Origin of the sequence: Vibrio pomeroyi (assembly GCA_041879425.1) — a bacterium.
Lineage (GTDB): Bacteria > Pseudomonadota > Gammaproteobacteria > Enterobacterales > Vibrionaceae > Vibrio > Vibrio pomeroyi_A.
The window spans coordinates 1,673,760-1,689,448 of record CP090855.1 but is presented as its reverse complement, the minus strand read 5'-3'; the positions used below and the strand labels follow the sequence as shown (position 1 = coordinate 1,689,448).

The following is a 15,689-nucleotide window of genomic DNA, read 5'->3' as shown; positions in this document are numbered from 1 at the left end:
GACCGATGTAGCAGAGACTCACTCAGCAATCATCAGCCTAGATATCACTAGCTTAGCCATTGTTAAGCTGTTTGTTCAACGCCTTTGACTCGATTTGTGACTTTAAGAATCAGAGACTTAATCTCACACTGAATCATTAACAATGCTGGTGTCAGAATCAGTGTAATAAACGTCGCAAACAGAATACCGTAGCCTAATGCCGCTGCCGCAGGAATCAGGAATTGAGCCTGCAAAGACGTTTCACTTAACAATGGCGTCAAACCTGCGAACGTCGTCACCGATGTAAGTAATACGGCTCTCAGTCGGCCTGAACACGCTTCAACAATTGCATCGTGAACCGATTTACCCTTTTCTTTGATTAACTCGTTAAAACGAGAAACCAACAACAAGCTGTCATTCACCACCACACCGCTCAACGCGAGAATACCGTTTAACGATAGGATACTGATTGTTAAGTCATTCCACCAGTGTCCTAGGATTGCGCCAACAATACCAAATGGAATCGCCGTCATGATGATCACCGGCTGTATATAAGACTTCAGCGGGATAGCAAGCAGTGTGTAAATCGCAATCATAGCGAGCACAAACATACTCATCATCGAGCTAGCCGTCTCTTCTTGCTCTTCCGTTTCGCCTGCAAAATCGACCGTTAATCCCGGGTACTGCGCTTCTAGATCCGGTACTAATGTGTCTTGTAGCTGACGAACAAGCTCTGCCGGCGCAACTACATCTTTATCCAATACAGCACTAATATAAACCGCGCGCAGGCTATCAATGCGTGTAATCTCTGATACTTGGTAATCTGAATGTACTTCAGCAACCGTACTCAAAGGCACCACGGTACCGTCGTTGGTTCTCACACTTGATTGCTTGATATCCGCAATGGTTTGGCGATCCGACTCCGGGTAACGAACTCGAACTTTCACCTCATCTTTACCACGTTGGAATTGCTGAACAATGTCACCACCAAACGCCTGTAATACTTGCTGTGAAAGACTTGCAGTATCAAACCCTAATGCTCGGCCTTGTTGTGTTAATTCAAAGCGATACTGAGGTTCACCAAGGTCCAAGTTGTGGTCAATGCCACTCACACCGTCGATGGTTTGCAGTTTGGCTAAGAACTCATTGCCCGCAGCCGTTACTGATTCTTCATTCCACGCTTTCAGTTCTACTTTGAAGTTGTCGACCATCTCCATTTTAGACAAGACTTTCAACTTCTTAACGCCTTCCATTTGGCCAACTGTTTCTTCCCATAAATCTGCAAATTCATTGGATGTGTAAACACTGTCGCTGTCGAGCTCAATTCTTACCTGCCCCGAATCATCAGCATCGGCGATAACCTGAAGGCTAAGCAATTCAGATGGTTCACCTTGAGCACCGTATTGAGATCTCAGTGTTTCATCGGTTTGTTTTGCTGCCGCTTCAAGCACCAACAAGTTCTGCTGTGTTTGACCAAAGCTGGCATCGTTTTGCATCGACATATCGGCTGTCACTGTGTCGCCCGGCATATCAGGGAAGAACGCCACACGAACCGCCCCCGTCATTGGTAATCCTGCCACCAAGATAAGCAGTGACAAGAAAACCATCACCACGGCGTAACGCAGTTTCAGCGCCCATTCAATCACAGGACAGTAGATGCGCTTATTAAACCAACCTAATCCAGTATCGGCAGCATGTTGAACGCGAGCCCACAGCCCCTTCTTCTCGCTGCGCTTAGTATTAATGTGTGCAAGGTGCGATGGCAGAATGAATTTAGACTCAACCAAAGACAGTAACAAACAGACAGTCACGACCGTGCCGAACTGAGCGTAAATCTGCCCCATTTTGCCTTCAACGTTAGCCAGTGCTAAGAAGGCAACGACGGTCGTTAACACACCAAATATGGTCGGTGACGCCACCTTCATAGTGCCTCGAATGGTACTGCCTATCGAGTCGCCTTCTTCTTTGCGCGTGGAGTAGATACTTTCCCCGACCACCACAGCATCATCGACCACTATCCCGAGCGCCATAATGAAACCAAAGGTGGTCATTTCATTGATGGTTAACCCTATAAAGGTGTCGGTCATGAAGAACATGGTGCCAAAAAAGACAAACGGTAAGCCCGCTGCTACCCAGAAAGCGACACGCACGTTAAGGAAGACCGCTAACACGATGAATACCAAAGCGATACCGGTGAGCGCATTCTTCACCAACAGGCTCAAACGGTCTTTGATCATGGTACTTTTGTCGTACCAAGTTTCGATTTCGACATCGCTAGGTAGCATGTTGCTGTTTTCCCAACGCTCTACCACTTTCTCGGCTTGCTCAACAATGCTGACGACGTCTCCGTATTCATCCATTACGATCTGAATCGCCATCGCATTCTGTTGGTTATAACGAGACAGCATGAAGGTATCGTCGGCAAACATGTCTTCAACGTTGGCAATGTCACCCAATGTAATTTGAGTGCCATCGGGAGTCGTCATCACCGGAATCGCATTGAAATCTTGGATCTCATACGCCTGTTCCGACACCTTCAAACGAACCGTTTTTTCGCCGTTGCGAAGGCTAGTAGAGATTGCAGCAGAAGACTCTGCATTGATCGCTTCTGAAACGTCAGTCAGAGTTAAACCGTAAGCTTGTAGCTTGTTCTCATCAACCTCGACTGAAATCATAGGATCAGCCTTGGCCTTGATTTCCAGATCGCGAATCGAAGACTGACTCAGTAAATCCGACTTAAGTTGCTCGGCTAAGCTTTGAAGCGTTGCTCTGTCTGCATCCCCATAAAGCTGTACCCACAAGGCGTGATCTTGCATACGAGCCTTATCGATCACTGGATTATCGGCACCTGCAGGTAGGTTATTGATCGCATCAACCTTGGTTTTCACGTCGGCTAATAGGGTATCAAGATCGTAAGTGCTCGTTTTCTCAATCGAAACATGGCTACCGTTGGCGTCAGAAGTTGACGTGATGCGCTTAATGCCCGGCACGGTTTCTAACGCATCTTCAATCTTAATCGCAAGGCCTTCTTCCGCCTGAACAGGGTCACCACTGTCATAGGTCACCGACACTGTCACCACATCGGGTTCAAGGCTTGGGAACGCTTCTTTACGCAATGAGTTCAGTGATAATAGGCCAATGATAATCACGCCCACTAACAGCAAGTTCGCCGCCACAGAGTTATTCGCGAACCATGCGATTGCACCAGTATGTGGCTTGCTTGGCGTCTGGTTACTATCCACTTGGTTATTCGGTTTCAACTCATGAGACATGATTAACTCTCCGCCTTAGCTAGAACGACCATGCCCGCTTTAAAGCTACTTAACGGACGCTTAACCACTTGTACACTGTCGCCAATTTCCACGTTCAGTTTAGTAGGATCGATATAAATCAAACCGCCCTTTTCGAACTCAACATCCGCGTTTGATTTAGAAAGCAGACCGTTGTCATCGACGAACCACAGGTCACCCTGCTGCGAAAGTGCAGAAGCTGGAAGTTCCCACAATTGAGTTAACTGCTTGCCCGAGATCGTTGCTTGTACGAATGTGCCTGGATAAAGATCTTTCTCTTGCTCCAAAGGGTTGTCGACTTTAACGATCAATGAGCGCTGACGCGTGTCTTGCTGTAAGTGCTGCTCTACTCGCTCGACATAACCTTGCCATTGGAATTGACCATCAGAACTCGACAGAGTCACTGGCCACGGCTGCTCTTTCAATTGCGTGTTATCGCTGCTTGGTAGGCTCAACCATTGGCTTTCAGAAAGAGGCACGGAAACTTCAACCTCATCGATGCTGTATAACGTAGCGATCTGCGCGCCCGTTTGTGCGTAGCTTCCCGGTTGAACATCACGACTCACGACCAGCGAATCAAAAGGGGCAACCAAGGTTGTTTTTTCGAGGTCTTGCTCAGCCTTCACCAATTCAAGCTTGGCGTTCTCTAGAGCGGCTGTTACTTGTGCCAATTGTGGCTCACGCAGTACCAAAGGTGAATCAGGTTCGCCAGACAAACCAGAACGTTGCCATTCAGACTTAGCTTGTTCGCCTTGTCTTTGTTCTTCCAATAAATCCAGTTGAGCTTGAGCCACATTCGCCTTAGCTTGCGTTACCGCTTGTTGGTAACTGGTCGAATCGATATTGGCGATCACCTCACCTTGGCCAATCACTTGCCCTGTTTCAAACTGCGAACTGATCGCTTCTACTCGGCCGCCGACTTCCGTTGAAAACATCAATTCGTAACGCGACTTCGCTTCGCCATAACCCACAACTTCGGCTTGGTAGTCACCCAACGTTGCGAGTACTACAGATACTTGTTGCTGTTGTGACGCAGCCAAGGTCGTCGCTTCGATAGACTTCGTATCAATAGACTTCGTATCAAGAGACATAGCTTGAGGCTCTGAAACTGTGAGTTCATTCGCCTTCTGAGGTGCAGGAGCAACTTGAGAACCGTTGTAAGCAAGAGCTGCAAAAATACTTGAACCAGCCACTAGAGTAATGGCGATTGTAATGGTATTCAGTTTCATGAAGATACTCCCAAGCCCAGAGCTAGGCCTAAATCAATTCGGTTTACGAGACGGTTATAAATGGTTTGTGTTAGCTGCGCTTCAAGGTCATAGGTTTGTTGCTGAACAGAAAGTAAATCAAAAATGTCGACCAAACCCTGACGGTATTTTTCTTCATAACTGGTGAAGCTGCGTTGTGCGCTCACCAAAGCGTTTGCTAAGTGTTGCTGTTGAAGTGTTAGTGACGACTCTTGTCCCATCGCGTTTTCCACTTCATTCACCGCACTAAGCAGTGTTTCTTGGTAAGCCCAGTAGCTGGTTTCTGTGGTTAGGTCTGCAATCTCAGCTTGTGCTTTCAGCTTGCCACCTTGAAACAGTGGTGCTGAAACTTGACCCAGTGCGCTCCACAAAGGTCCAGTCAGCAAGGCTTCACTCGGAGAGTCCGCCATGTCAGTTAGGCTCGCTGATAAGCTGATCGATGGCAGCATCGCTTTGTATGCCGCATCTGCGCGCAATGCTTCTGCTTCGATGTTGAAGAAAGCGGCTTGAAGATCCGGACGACCTGCCAAATCTTGCGTTGGCATATTGTCTAGCGGATTAATGATGGTTGGGAATGAACCGAGTTCCGCAAGCGGTAGCTCATCAGATTCACCACTCCACTGTCCGGTTAACAAAACCAATTCACGTCGGCTTTGTGCAAGCTGTTCGCGGTAGTCAGCTAAAGTGGCCTGAGTCGATGCGCTGCTGGTTTTTGCGTTATCCAGATCTTCAAGGCTACCTAGCCCTGCGCGGTAACGTTCTAAAACCAGCTCTTCGTTATTTTCTAGAATCACTAAGCGCTGCGTTTCAATATCAACAAGCTGCTGCTTCAAACTGATATCAAGCCAACCTCTCATCACACTCGCGACCAAAAGATCTTGAGCGCCCTGAAGGTTAGCCTGAGACGTCGCAATGTCTTTTAAAGCGGCGTTGTTTGTATCTGCAAGCTTCTGCCATAGGTCGAGCTCCCAACCAACCGTCACATCTGTGGTGTAGGTTTCAGTGGTGCTTGAACCGTTGGTGCCTTCGTCTGCTTTTCCTGAAAAGCTCGCATCTACGGTGGGTAAGCGGTCGCCAGACGTCACACCTTGTTGTGCATAGGCTATTTTGAGTGCTGTGATACTTTGTTGGAGGCTTGGACTGTTCTGGAGTGCACGCTCAATATAAAGATCGAGCTCGGGCGCATTCACTAAATCAGTGAGCTGTAGGTTCTCAGCTTCCAGATCTTGGCCGTTTGAAGCCGTTTGATTCGAAACTTGTTCATCAGACGCTTGTTGAATCAGCTCTGAGAGCAGGCTTTGCTGTGTTTGGTTGGTGCTTTGTTCGGCTAGCGATACGTAATCAGCCTGACTGGTTGAAGTACAACCCATCAAACCAACCAGAGCCAGCGCAATGACGGAATGTTTTAAAGGAAGATTCAATTTCATCTTCTTGTCTCCTGTAAGAATGGAGACAAGATAACGAGTTGGGGGTTAAGGGAGGGTTAAGGCGAACGTTAACCCTAAATAAAATGCATAGAGCGTACGTTTAAACTTCTGATTTACGCTTCTGACTTGCTAGAGAAGAGTCCACCGATCTTATAACCAATCGCATAACAAACCACTGCAATCGTCACAAACACCAATGCCGAGAAGAAGTACGCCACCGATGCCGCTACGCCAGTGCCCCACACGACGCTAAACACCAAACCAAGATAAGCCTCTTGCGGCCACTGAGAGACAGGAAACTGAGTACCACCAGCAATAAGATAAACCATCGCAAACAAGCCGATAAAGGCGGTGATAAGACCAATGAGAACGCGCATGTTCATGGGAAGACCTTTGATTAATTGGACTTGGTTGCTTTTGTTCTGGTGAAAACCGACTGTTCTTAATCGGAGACGAACGTTATTAATCGCAACCTAATGATATTCAAGTATATCGGATAAAACAGGCTCGCTCTATTACTCTTCCGAGTGAGCCTTAAACGCAATAGAAATAATGAGAGAAGTGGTTAAGTCCTAATTACCTTAACGAACAGGCACATAAAAGCGGACACCCTTCTTACGTAAACTCCGTAAGTAAGGTGCCCGCTTTTAGTGAATCTAACTGTTTCTGCTAAACCTAGCTTAAAGCAGGATGAAGATACCCGCTAAACATGCACTCATTAGGTTTGCTAGCGTACCAGCAGCGACCGCTTTCAAACCTAGGTTAGCAACTTCAGCACGACGCTCTGGTGCCATCACACCGATAGAACCCAGTTGAATCGCGATAGAGCCGATGTTAGCAAAGCCACATAGAGCAAATGTCACAATCACTTGGCTGTGTTCAGATAGCAGCGCTTTGTTCTCAACGAAGTCGATGAAAGCAACAAACTCGTTCATTACGATCTTCTGACCGATGTAAGAACCCGCCATTAATACTTCATCACTTGGAATGCCAATCAACCATGCTAGTGGTGAGAACAGGTAACCGAAGATAGCTTGCAGCGTAATACCCGCAAAACCGAACGTCTCACCGAGGCTTTCTAGGCCCGTGTTGACCATCGCAATCACACTCACGAATGCAATCAACATAGTACCGACAGCCACTGCGACTTTCATACCGTTCATCGCGCCGCTTGCCAATGCATCGATCACGTTGCTTTGGTCTGCTTTATCTAGTTCGATATGGTCGTAATCACTTGGTGTGCTGCGCTCAGGAACAATGATCTTCGCCATTAACAGGCTACCCGGAGCGGCCATGAAGCTTGCGGCAATAAGGTATTTAAGTTCGACACCTAAACCAGCATAACCACCAAGCACACTGCCGGCTACCGACGCCATACCACCTGCCATTACAGCAAACAGTTCAGAACGAGTCATAGACTTTAAAAAAGGACGAATAAGAAGAGGAGACTCACCCTGAGAAAGGAATATATTACCAGTTGCAACCAGAGATTCAGCTTTACTTGTGCCAAGCAGCTTTTGCACCGCTCCACCCAAGATTTGAATCACTTTCTGCATGATACCTAAGTAATAAAGCGCAGAGATCAAAGCACTGAAGAAGATAATGATTGGAAGTACGCGAACCGCGAAAATGAAGCCTTCAGTAGCAAGGTCACCGAAAAGGAAAGCAATACCAGCGTCTGCAAAACCAAGTAGGCTAGAAACGCCATTACTTAGGCTTGTTAACGCCAACTGTCCCCATGGGAAATACAATACTAGAGCAGCAAAGCCAATCTGAAGTAATAGAGCACGGGAGACCGTTTTCCAGTTAATCGAAGAACGACTTTCAGATAGCAGGTACGCGCAAGCAATCAGTGCAATAACACCGACAAAACCAAATAGAATATTCATAATGTGTCCTAGTAATCCTTATAGAGTGAACATGAGCCAAGCAAATGACATCAAAGGAACAGGACAAAGAACCGCAAGCAAAACGCTACGCGATGAAGGAGCTAACAGAGTTAGCGACTGTAACAACGAGTTGTTCATGTAAAAATCACCTTATACAAGCAGTGGAACGTAGCTGGTCCGGTCCGTGGGGTCATTCACATATCCATGTGACGGCTTGTATTGGCTAAGCACCGGCTTAAAACCGGAAGAGAAGTATAAACAGTTAAGTGAGACTTTCATCACATTTTTTAACGCAAACGATCGCGCGGTCAAGGATTAAACAAAACGTATTGTTTGTCGTCGTTTTCGTGCTTCAAAAACTGTAAACAATCTGTATAAGGTTGAATTTCGAATGTTAAGTCCTTAAGCGCATGAGCGTAACCTCTCGGTTAATTCTGTGTGATTATTAGCAGTTTTCTGTGCTCTACCTCATTTCCCACGACTTCAAGATTCATCTTAACTTTAGATGCGTATATACTTTGTAGGTATCTCACCAAATAATATCTACAAAATACTAATAGAGCTGATTAGATATAACAGCCATCGATACTAAGAGAGGAAACACGTGAAGAAAATGGAAGCTCCGCACGACATGAACAATGGAGCTAGATTCAAAACAAATAGACACGGCTATGTGACAGTAGTTGAATATTATAATACCTACACTGTTATTGTCGCGTTTGAAAACACCGGAAATATCCGCGCTATCAGTGCGGCGAAATTACGTACAGGTCAACTTACCGATCGTTCTGTTGCACCTGAGTCAATTATGATTGGTGAAAAGGTTGAATCTGTTAAACACGGAATATTAACCATTACTCAAGTTGAATCTGAAAATATTGTTGTACTGACCAATGCTAATAATGAAGAAATTAGAATGCTATTGCCTGCAGTACAAAAAATGAAAGATAAAACTGAAGACGTCGACAGTGAAAATGTTGCCGCGCCAAAACCGACTTCGCTTAGTCAGTTAACGAAAAGAAATAAAAAGACCAAAGACGTTAATAGCATGCTTAAGAAAATGCTTACTGACTACGGTCGATACGATTAATTACTCATTATCTGCAATAAAGCCTCTAAATATTTATACCCTAGCGTCAAAATTAATTAAGCCTTCCTTTCTCAATAAAATACGTTGCATATTCGAGTGAAAAGTTAAATTTGATCAAAGTCTCACTCTGGATCTTTACTGCAAATTAACGAGATCTCTATCACAATCTCATTTTAGCTTTGTGATGGAGATCTTATTGAAATCTGAATATTTCCATTACTATGCTCTCACACAATAAGAGAACGAAGTTTCTCAACCCCTAAAATCCAATTGAGACAAATATTATGAAAAAGATTCTTGTAGTTTGCGGTAACGGCCTTGGTACTTCTCTAATGATGGAAATGGCAGTGAAAGAAGTCGCTAAGAAAATTGGTTTTGAAGCAGAAGTTGATCACGAAGATCTATCATCTTCTGCATCAAGCAATGCCGACATTTGGGTAGCAGCGACAGACGTTGCAAACCAACTAAAAGACGCTGGTAAAGAGAACATCATCAGCCTTAAAAATATTTTTGACAAAGCAGCAATCGAAGAACAACTAAAAACTTTCATGTAAGGTCAAAATTATGCAAAACTTTTTCGAGTTCATGCTCGGCTTATTAAAAGAGCCAGCGATCATGGTAGGTTTAATTGCTTTCATTGGCCTAGTTGCTCAGAAAGCCGATATTTCTACCATTCTTAAAGGCACCATTAAAACCGTAATGGGTTTCCTAATTTTAGGTTTTGGTGCAGGTGCTCTTGTTGGCGCTCTAAATAACTTCTCAGTGGTATTTACTGAAGCATTCGGCGTAAGTGGTGTTATTCCAAATAACGAAGCAATTGTGGCTCTAGCACAAGAAGCATTCGGCTACGAAATGGCACTTATTATGTTCTTCGCATTCGTTGTGAATATTTTATTGGCTCGTTTAACACCTTTAAAATATATTTTCTTAACGGGTCACCACACAATGTTCATGTCTATGCTAGTAGCAGTAATCCTGTCTACAGCGAACATTCAAGGCACGGCTCTAGTTGCGATTGGCTCGATCATTGTGGGTTCATTGATGGTTATCATGCCTGCACTTGCTCAAAAATACACAGAGAAAGTGATGGGTACCGATCAACTGGCGATGGGTCACTTCTCAACATTCTCATACTTAGTGTCTGGTTACATTGGTAGCAAGTTCGGTGACACGTCTAAATCAACAGAAGACATCAACGTACCAAAGAGCCTAATGTTCCTACGTGATACACCTGTAGCAGTAGCAACAACAATGGCAATCTTCTTCATGTTTGCTTCTATTGTTGCTGGCGGTGACTTTGTAGAAACCGTTTCGAATGGTCAAAATTGGGTAGTGTTCACTTTCATGCAGTCTCTTGTGTTTGCCGGCGGTGTTTACATCGTACTGCAAGGTGTGAAGATGCTGATTGCTGAAATCGTTCCTGCATTTAAAGGTATCTCTGACAAGCTAGTACCGGGTGCGAAACCTGCTCTAGACTGCCCAATGGTATTCCCTGTAGCGCCAAACGCGGTACTTATCGGTTTCCTTTGTTCTTTCGCTGCTGGTCTACTAGCAATGGCAGTTCAAGGCGCACTTGGCTGGACAATCATTGTAGCGGGCGTTGTTCCTCACTTCTTCGTAGGTGGTGCAGCAGGCGTTTACGGTAACGCAACTGGCGGTCTACGTGGTGCGGTTCTAGGTTCATTCACGCAAGGCCTATGTATCTCTTTCCTACCAATGCTACTGCTTCCAGTTCTAGGTGGCCTTGGTCTTGAAGCAACAACATTTGCTGACTTCGACTTCGGTGTAGTTGGTCTGATTCTAGGGTGGATTGTTTCATGAGCCTATTCGATTTAATTGGTAACCAAGGCGTTATCATCAACTCTGAAGAGAACCTGACGGTTGATGCAGCGATTGATGTGACATGTTCAACACTGCTAGCAAGCAACAAAATTGAAGCAAGCTATGTTGAAGCTATCAAGCAAAAGCACAAGGACATCGGCGCGTACTATGTTCTAGCGCCAAAGATTGCGATGCCTCATGCTCGTCCTGAAGATGGTGTGAACGAAGCATCACTGCAAGTGACAGTATTCAAGAAGGGGGTTGATTTAGAGTCGGAAGACAACGGTGACGTTTATCTTTCAATTACTCTGGCGGCGATGGACTCAGATAGCCACATCCATACGATTATGGCGCTATCAGAGTTGTTCCAAAATGATGACGACATTGATGCCATTATCGCAGCGGAAACTGAGCAAGCGATCATCGAGATCTTAAAGCGCTACTAGCTTCTATTTTTAGGTCTTAACCTTTAGTTCTTACTGATGTTGATCTCCTGAAAACCCCCATTAAAAAAGCGATAGCCTCGACTATCGCTTTTCTGTTTCTGGCATTAAGTCATTTTTCATCAAGCGTGATTTAGGGAATCACACATCTAAAAGACTCACTGGCACTAAAATGCGTACATTCTTTTATCTGTCGATAATTCAAAGCAGTATTGCGCGTGTTTTTTAAGGCACTCAAACACTTCTCTATCCAACTTAAAGTTATCAACGTGGTCCGTCAAAATAGCCATCGTCTGTTCTAGCGTCATGCCTGCACGATAAGGGCGAGACTGAGTCAACGCTTGGAATACATCGACCACAGCGACGATTCGACTCGGTTGATCCAGCTCTTCAGCCGTTTTGCCCATTGGATAGCCCGAGCCATCTAACCTTTCATGGTGATTAGATGCCCACTGGCAAACCTGAGGAGAACTGAATAGCTCTTGCAGAGCGAATCGAGTGTCCGTAGCGTGACGTTTAATGCAGCAATACTCTTCTTCAGTAAGTAAATCCGGCTTATGCAGAATGTCGTTAGGGGTTTGCAGTTTACCGATATCATGAACCAAGCCCGCTAAATAGAGTTTACGCTGAGTGGTGTACGAATAACCCATCTGCTTGGCAAGGTATTCAGAGAGCTGCCCTACCTTCAAAGAGTGCTTAAAGGTAAACGAGCTCTTGGTATCCACAACATTGGCAATAAACTCAGCGAAGGCGACCGTCTCATCCAACGACATTTGCTGGGAGAAGAATGGCACAGGTTCAAAGTTATCCCTCATATTTTCAATATAAGGGATCTCCATCGAGAACCAGAAATCATCCAAATCGACCAATTCACACATGTGTTGCACAAGGTTGGATTCGAACATCTCATCCGCTTGTTCAGTCAAGCGTTCAATGATGCTCGCTTTGCCATCGGGTGTGAGGTTTCCATAACGATCTGAAGAAGTGATGCCATACAAGTAGTCGACCCTATCGGCCAACATCACAATGGCTGCTAGCTCTTTTTCCAACTCGCTAATATGAATAGCCTTTAACTCAACCCAAGGGGTGTGATGATAAAGCACTGGCTTAGCGAATATAGAAAGGACTGGGCACTCTTTTAGTATTTGGTAACCCTTTTGACAATGGTGGTAACTTGAGTCAGGAATGAACCCTGAAACCAAACTACGTTGCTCATCAATTTGCGAGACACCGCAGTCGTGAATTAACCCCAATGAGAACGCAAGTTGCGCTTGTTCTTCTTCCCATCCCACGCTCAGAGCACATCGATAAGCGATGTAACCCACCCTCTGTCCATGATTTTTGCTTTCGAAACCGACGTTATCAAGCGCCTTAGCAATACCAAATAGAGCCTTCCTTAGGTCTACGGTCACGTCCTGGCAATGTTGATTCATTAATTAAGCCTAGCTTTTTTATAGTTTTTATATATTTAGGCCGCCAATACTAATGCATACTTAATGATTATATACACAACTATTGTAAGGTTTAATGAGTTTCGTGATAGAACTAACGTATCACGAAAATTCCGTGCTACAAATGGTTGCATATTAAAAATCATGCGACATTATATCCTGCCGACTAAGATTCACTAAAATCAGCAGCCATAAGAAAAGGAAAGACATGTTTAAGACAGTTATTGATGACGAACTATCCATCGCATTGGTTGAAGAGAGTTTCGCTGTTCATTACGCAGAGATCTCACAAAGCCAGAATGAGTACCTAAGCCAATGGCTTGTGTGGCCACCGCATTGCAAAACCGAGCAAGATTTTAGGATCTTCATCCAGCGCTCGCTGCACGATTACGCAGAAGGCCAAAGCATGACCTGTGCGATTGTGTATAAAGATAATATCGTCGGTAACTGCAGCTTCAACACCATTGACCACAATAAGCAGAAAGTCACGATAGGTTATTGGCTGTCTGAAACGTATCAGGGAAAGGGGATTGTTACCCGCGTGGTCGCGAAGCTGATTGATATTGCTTTCAATGAGTTAGATATGGAAAAGGTCGAGATATCTGCCGCAACGGGCAACCAAAGCAGTCGCAAGGTATGTGAGCGCTTACATTTCACTTTAGAAGGCATCATCACGCGCAATGAGAACTTAAATGGTCGTATCGTTGACCATGCTATTTACGGACTTCACCGCTCTTAGCATTACGTCTTAAGCACTCACCTCTTGGAAAATGAGCATACTAAAAAGCCACGGTATTCGACCGTGGCTTTTTCATTTTACGAAGATAAACCTAGAGCATAGGACTTAGAATCTAAAACCTAGGATCTGGAACCTAGAACGTAAGCAACTCTTAAAGCGCCCAGTTATACGGTCTTAGGTATTACGATACTGAACTTTGCTCCACCATGGTTACTGTCGTCAATTTTAATATCCCAAGAGAGCTTTTTAGCGGCCGATAGAGCAATCGCAAGACCTAATCCCAATCCACCCGTTGCCGATGTTCGACTTGAATCTAAACGAGAAAACGGAAGAAACACTTCATCACGTCGCTCTTCTGGGATCCCAGAACCATTATCTTCAATCACCACCAGCCAGTTTTCTGAGTTCTCATCGAGCGTCATCCACACTTTGTCTTGGGTGTAGTTGCCTGCGTTCTTAAGAATGTTATCAAACACCAAGCGCGCCATTGAGCAATCACATTTTATCGTGCTTTCTTGCTGAACTTTAGAATCGAAGGTCACGTTATCCAACTGCGAATAGCGAATCCTATCTAGACAGTACTCAAGCAGGCTAGCTCTCACTTTTACCAGTTCAAAGAAGGAGTTATCCATAACGTTCAGCTTCGACAACATGATAATTTCTGATGTGAGGTCGTTGATATCCTCAATGTAGGTATCAATATCGTCAAAAAGCGCTTGATGATGTTCCGGTGCTCCCCTTCTTAAAATATCAGTCGCCAACTGAATACGACTCAACGGCGTACGCACTTCATGAGGGATAGCTTGAGCGAAGATATGACTCTGTTTCACCTTGCTTTCAATCTCTTCAGCCATGAAGTTAAAACTGCTCGCCAAATCAGACACAGGATGAATCTCGTCCAACTCCGAACGGGTACTGAGCTTGCCCTTACCGAACTGTTTTTGCTTCTCGACTAACAGCTCTATTCTTTCTTGAAAACGCCTCACAGGTAAGTAAACACTTGCTCCAATCGCCACAATGACAGCCAGTAACAACCCTATTAGGAAGTGCCTTTCTGAATCCTCATACCATTCAATCTCGGGAGAGAAGAAATCCCCTACCTCACTGAATGCAAAGCTAAATCGAGAATTCGGCAACTGAAAGACTGCCGAATAAAGATTGTTGTCACTCAGATAAATCGGCACACCATTTAAGGTGGTGTACAGCTCACATCGTTGGCAAGGCGCTTCGCCCGACCAATTCTCCAACAGGCGTAAATTGAAGATATAAAATTGTTGGTAGCCTGTTCTATCGAGTTCTTTATAGAGTGAGTTTTCTTGATTATGTTGGCGAGTGTACTGCTCAGCAAAGTAGATACCGTCGTTGAGGAAGGTTTCAATCTCGGTTCTTCGCATGTGCCCTTCACCAAGGTTCAAAAACAAAAATATCGTTGCCGACATTCCCGTCACAATGCCAAGGTACAAACGAGCAAACATCGAAACCGAGCGCAGTTTCGCAGTAATGAACTTACGCAACCAGCATGTACCCCTTGTTGCGAACCGTGCGGATCAGCTGTTTGTCTTTTGCGTGAATTCGCAGCTTGCGGCGTAAACCAGAAACGCGCATGTCAATCGAGCGGTCGTTAAACGCGTAATCGATCCCTCTGAATAGCTGACAACACTGATCTCGAGTCACGACCTGACAGATGTTATTCACAAGGAGGTTTAAGATTTCAAACTCAGCAGAGGTAAGCTTGAGGTTTTGCCCATACAAGGTGGCACTTTGAGCCGAACTATTGATGACAATATCGCACTGCTTTTCAGCCGCGGTTTCTTGCGCTTTTGCAGCAGGCGCAGCTCGACGCAATAACGCTTCAATTCGAGCTAATAAGGCATGGCCACGAATCGGTTTGGCAACATAATCATCCGCACCAAACTTGAATAAGCTGACCTCACTCATTTCATCGGCAGAAGCTGTGAGCACTAAGATCATGCCATTGTAAAACTCACGAGCCTGACGGCAGATCTGCGCGCCGCTCATGCCTGGAAGCATCAAGTCCAATAGCACTAAATCAGGTTCAATACTTCGGATCGCTTCAAGTGCCAAATTCCCTTCATGAACAACGCTAACACTGTAGCCTTCAGCTTCGAGGTAAAGCGTAGTTAAACGAGCTATCTCTTGGTCATCTTCAACAATGAGCACTTTGGTTTTTGACATTCCTATCACCAGTATTTATTAAAAGCGAGGGCAGTATATATACTGATCATATATCATCAATGTTGTTATTAGAGCCTTAATTTTACCGTACGCAAAACATAGTAATCACTTTTGTAC

The 15,689-nt window shown here is 45.0% G+C and carries 13 protein-coding genes; 5 read left to right on the top strand and 8 right to left on the bottom strand.

Features of this window, described 5'->3' with window-relative positions:
- Positions 1 to 62: 62 nt before the first annotated feature.
- The 5 genes from L0992_23405 to L0992_23385 all read right to left on the bottom strand — a co-directional run bounded on the left by L0992_23405 (position 63) and on the right by L0992_23385 (position 7,832).
- Positions 63 to 3,251, bottom strand: coding sequence for an efflux RND transporter permease subunit (locus tag L0992_23405; protein ID XGB69328.1), 3,189 nt, complete (start codon positions 3,249 to 3,251; stop codon positions 63 to 65).
- Positions 3,252 to 3,253: 2 nt separating this feature from the next.
- The gene (locus tag L0992_23400) at positions 3,254 to 4,498 is read right to left on the bottom strand and encodes an efflux RND transporter periplasmic adaptor subunit (GenBank protein ID XGB69327.1); all 1,245 of its coding nucleotides are present in this window, start codon (positions 4,496 to 4,498) and stop codon (positions 3,254 to 3,256) included.
- Positions 4,495 to 5,943 (bottom strand): TolC family protein, encoded by a 1,449-nt coding sequence (locus L0992_23395; protein ID XGB69326.1) that lies wholly within the window; start codon positions 5,941 to 5,943, stop codon positions 4,495 to 4,497. Before L0992_23395 ends, L0992_23400 begins: the two co-directional genes overlap by 4 nt.
- A 113-nt stretch (positions 5,944 to 6,056) precedes the next feature.
- Complete coding sequence (locus L0992_23390) at positions 6,057 to 6,326, bottom strand: hypothetical protein (GenBank protein ID XGB69325.1); 270 nt, start codon at positions 6,324 to 6,326, stop codon at positions 6,057 to 6,059.
- 297 nt (positions 6,327 to 6,623) lie between these two features.
- Positions 6,624 to 7,832, bottom strand: coding sequence for a NupC/NupG family nucleoside CNT transporter (locus tag L0992_23385; protein XGB69324.1), 1,209 nt, complete (start codon positions 7,830 to 7,832; stop codon positions 6,624 to 6,626).
- Between the two features lie 613 nt (positions 7,833 to 8,445).
- On the opposite strand from L0992_23385, the gene L0992_23380 reads away from it, so the two are divergent.
- The 4 genes from L0992_23380 (at position 8,446) to L0992_23365 (ending at position 11,189) form a co-directional block, all read left to right on the top strand.
- Positions 8,446 to 8,922 carry a hypothetical protein gene (locus tag L0992_23380; protein XGB70417.1) on the top strand — a complete coding sequence of 159 codons (477 nt, stop codon included), beginning with the start codon at positions 8,446 to 8,448 and terminating at the stop codon, positions 8,920 to 8,922.
- Positions 8,923 to 9,206: 284 nt separating this feature from the next.
- Entirely contained in the window at positions 9,207 to 9,476 is a 270-nt protein-coding gene (locus L0992_23375; protein XGB69323.1) for a PTS sugar transporter subunit IIB, read from the top strand.
- Positions 9,477 to 9,486: 10 nt separating this feature from the next.
- Entirely contained in the window at positions 9,487 to 10,743 is a 1,257-nt protein-coding gene (locus L0992_23370) for a PTS ascorbate transporter subunit IIC (protein XGB69322.1), read from the top strand.
- Positions 10,740 to 11,189, top strand: a complete 450-nt coding sequence (locus tag L0992_23365) for a PTS sugar transporter subunit IIA (GenBank protein XGB69321.1) — start codon at positions 10,740 to 10,742, stop codon at positions 11,187 to 11,189. Before L0992_23370 ends, L0992_23365 begins: the two co-directional genes overlap by 4 nt.
- Before the next feature lie 164 nt (positions 11,190 to 11,353).
- On the opposite strand, the gene L0992_23360 is transcribed toward L0992_23365, so the two are convergent.
- Positions 11,354 to 12,619, bottom strand: a complete 1,266-nt coding sequence (locus tag L0992_23360) for an HD domain-containing protein (protein XGB69320.1) — start codon at positions 12,617 to 12,619, stop codon at positions 11,354 to 11,356.
- A 226-nt stretch (positions 12,620 to 12,845) separates the two neighbouring features.
- Here L0992_23360 and L0992_23355 point away from each other — a divergent pair, with 226 nt between their 5' ends.
- The gene (locus L0992_23355) at positions 12,846 to 13,376 is read left to right on the top strand and encodes a GNAT family N-acetyltransferase (GenBank protein ID XGB69319.1); all 531 of its coding nucleotides are present in this window, start codon (positions 12,846 to 12,848) and stop codon (positions 13,374 to 13,376) included.
- A gap of 164 nt (positions 13,377 to 13,540) precedes the next feature.
- Here L0992_23355 and L0992_23350 read toward each other — a convergent pair whose 3' ends face one another.
- Both L0992_23350 and L0992_23345 read right to left on the bottom strand, forming a co-directional pair.
- Positions 13,541 to 14,890, bottom strand: coding sequence for a HAMP domain-containing histidine kinase (locus L0992_23350; GenBank protein ID XGB69318.1), 1,350 nt, complete (start codon positions 14,888 to 14,890; stop codon positions 13,541 to 13,543).
- Positions 14,883 to 15,572 carry a response regulator transcription factor gene (locus L0992_23345; protein XGB69317.1) on the bottom strand — a complete coding sequence of 230 codons (690 nt, stop codon included), beginning with the start codon at positions 15,570 to 15,572 and terminating at the stop codon, positions 14,883 to 14,885. Before L0992_23345 ends, L0992_23350 begins: the two co-directional genes overlap by 8 nt.
- Positions 15,573 to 15,689: the final 117 nt, after the last annotated feature.

Bases quoted from the DNA above. Each gene is read 5' to 3' on its own strand.
- L0992_23405 (XGB69328.1), bottom strand. From the start codon at position 3,251: ATGTCTCATGAGTTGAAACCGAATAACCAAGTGGATAGTAACCAGACG.
- L0992_23400 (XGB69327.1), bottom strand. From the start codon at position 4,498: ATGAAACTGAATACCATTACAATCGCCATTACTCTAGTGGCTGGTTCA.
- L0992_23395 (XGB69326.1), bottom strand. From the start codon at position 5,943: ATGAAATTGAATCTTCCTTTAAAACATTCCGTCATTGCGCTGGCTCTG.
- L0992_23390 (XGB69325.1), bottom strand. From the start codon at position 6,326: ATGAACATGCGCGTTCTCATTGGTCTTATCACCGCCTTTATCGGCTTG.
- L0992_23385 (XGB69324.1), bottom strand. From the start codon at position 7,832: ATGAATATTCTATTTGGTTTTGTCGGTGTTATTGCACTGATTGCTTGC.
- L0992_23380 (XGB70417.1), top strand. From the start codon at position 8,446: ATGGAAGCTCCGCACGACATGAACAATGGAGCTAGATTCAAAACAAAT.
- L0992_23375 (XGB69323.1), top strand. From the start codon at position 9,207: ATGAAAAAGATTCTTGTAGTTTGCGGTAACGGCCTTGGTACTTCTCTA.
- L0992_23370 (XGB69322.1), top strand. From the start codon at position 9,487: ATGCAAAACTTTTTCGAGTTCATGCTCGGCTTATTAAAAGAGCCAGCG.
- L0992_23365 (XGB69321.1), top strand. From the start codon at position 10,740: ATGAGCCTATTCGATTTAATTGGTAACCAAGGCGTTATCATCAACTCT.
- L0992_23360 (XGB69320.1), bottom strand. From the start codon at position 12,619: ATGAATCAACATTGCCAGGACGTGACCGTAGACCTAAGGAAGGCTCTA.
- L0992_23355 (XGB69319.1), top strand. From the start codon at position 12,846: ATGTTTAAGACAGTTATTGATGACGAACTATCCATCGCATTGGTTGAA.
- L0992_23345 (XGB69317.1), bottom strand. From the start codon at position 15,572: ATGTCAAAAACCAAAGTGCTCATTGTTGAAGATGACCAAGAGATAGCT.